The following is a 1,277-nucleotide window of genomic DNA, read 5'->3' on the forward strand; positions in this document are numbered from 1 at the left end:
AGTCGCCATCTGGCCACCATCGCCGAGCACCTGCGCCGCCATGTGCCGGGCCAGGAGCTCGACGAGACCACCCTGCAGCGCTTCCTGGCCCGCCTGGACTATCTGTCGATGGACTTCCTCCAGGCCGAGGACTACCTCGCGCTGGCCGACCGGGTGGGCGAGGCGGAGCGGCTGATCGCCTACTTCGCCACCCCGGCGGCGCTCTACGAGGCGATCTGCGCCGGGCTGGCCCAGGTGGGGCTGGCCGAGCGCACCCGGGTGGTGCTGGAGAAGCCGATCGGCCACGACCTGGCCTCCTCGCGCAAGGTCAACGACGCGGTGGCGCAGCACTTCCCGGAGAACCGCACCTACCGGATCGACCACTACCTGGGCAAGGAGACGGTGCAGAACCTGATCGCCCTGCGCTTCGCCAACAGCCTGTTCGAGACCCAGTGGAACCAGAACCACATCTCCCACGTGGAGATCACCGTGGCCGAGCAGGTGGGCATCGAGGGCCGCTGGGGCTACTTCGACAAGGCCGGCCAGCTGCGCGACATGATCCAGAACCACCTGCTGCAGCTGCTCTGCCTGATCGCCATGGACCCGCCGAGCGACCTGTCGGCCGACAGCATCCGCGACGAGAAGGTCAAGGTGCTCAAGGCGCTGGCGCCGATCGACGCCGGCCAGCTGAGCCAGCAGGTGGTGCGCGGCCAGTACGTGGCCGGCAATGTCCTGGGCAAGGCGGTGCCGGGCTACCTGGAGGAAGACAACGCCAACCCGCGCAGCGACACCGAGACCTTCGTCGCGCTGCGTGCGGAGGTCCGCAACTGGCGCTGGGCGGGGGTGCCGTTCTACCTGCGCACCGGCAAGCGCATGCCGCAGAAGCTGTCGCAGATCGTCATCCACTTCAAGGAAGCGCCGCACTACATCTTCGCCCCGGAGCAGCGCCCGCTGATCGGCAACAAGCTGATCATCCGCCTGCAGCCGAACGAGAGCATCGCCCTGCAGGTGATGACCAAGGAGCAGGGGCTGGACAAGGGCATGCAGCTGCGCAGCGGTCCGCTGCAGCTGAACTTCTCCGACACCTACCGCAGCGCGCGGATTCCCGACGCCTACGAGCGGCTGCTGCTGGAGGTGATGAAGGGCAACCAGAACCTGTTCGTGCGCAAGGACGAGATCGAACACGCCTGGCAGTGGTGCGACCGGCTGATCGCCGGCTGGCGGCTGCAGGGCGAGGCGCCCAAGCCCTATGCGGCGGGTAGCTGGGGGCCCCTGTCTTCGATTGCACTGATCACCCG

1 protein-coding gene is annotated in these 1,277 nt (G+C 67.8%); it reads left to right on the forward strand.

What is annotated here, in order from left to right:
• Positions 1–1,277, forward strand: a 1,277-nt coding sequence (zwf, locus tag ACYVD0_RS13355; protein ID WP_460427253.1) for a glucose-6-phosphate dehydrogenase, incomplete at both ends; no start/stop codon positions are given.

The sequence above is a fragment of the Azotobacter armeniacus genome (assembly GCF_054779355.1).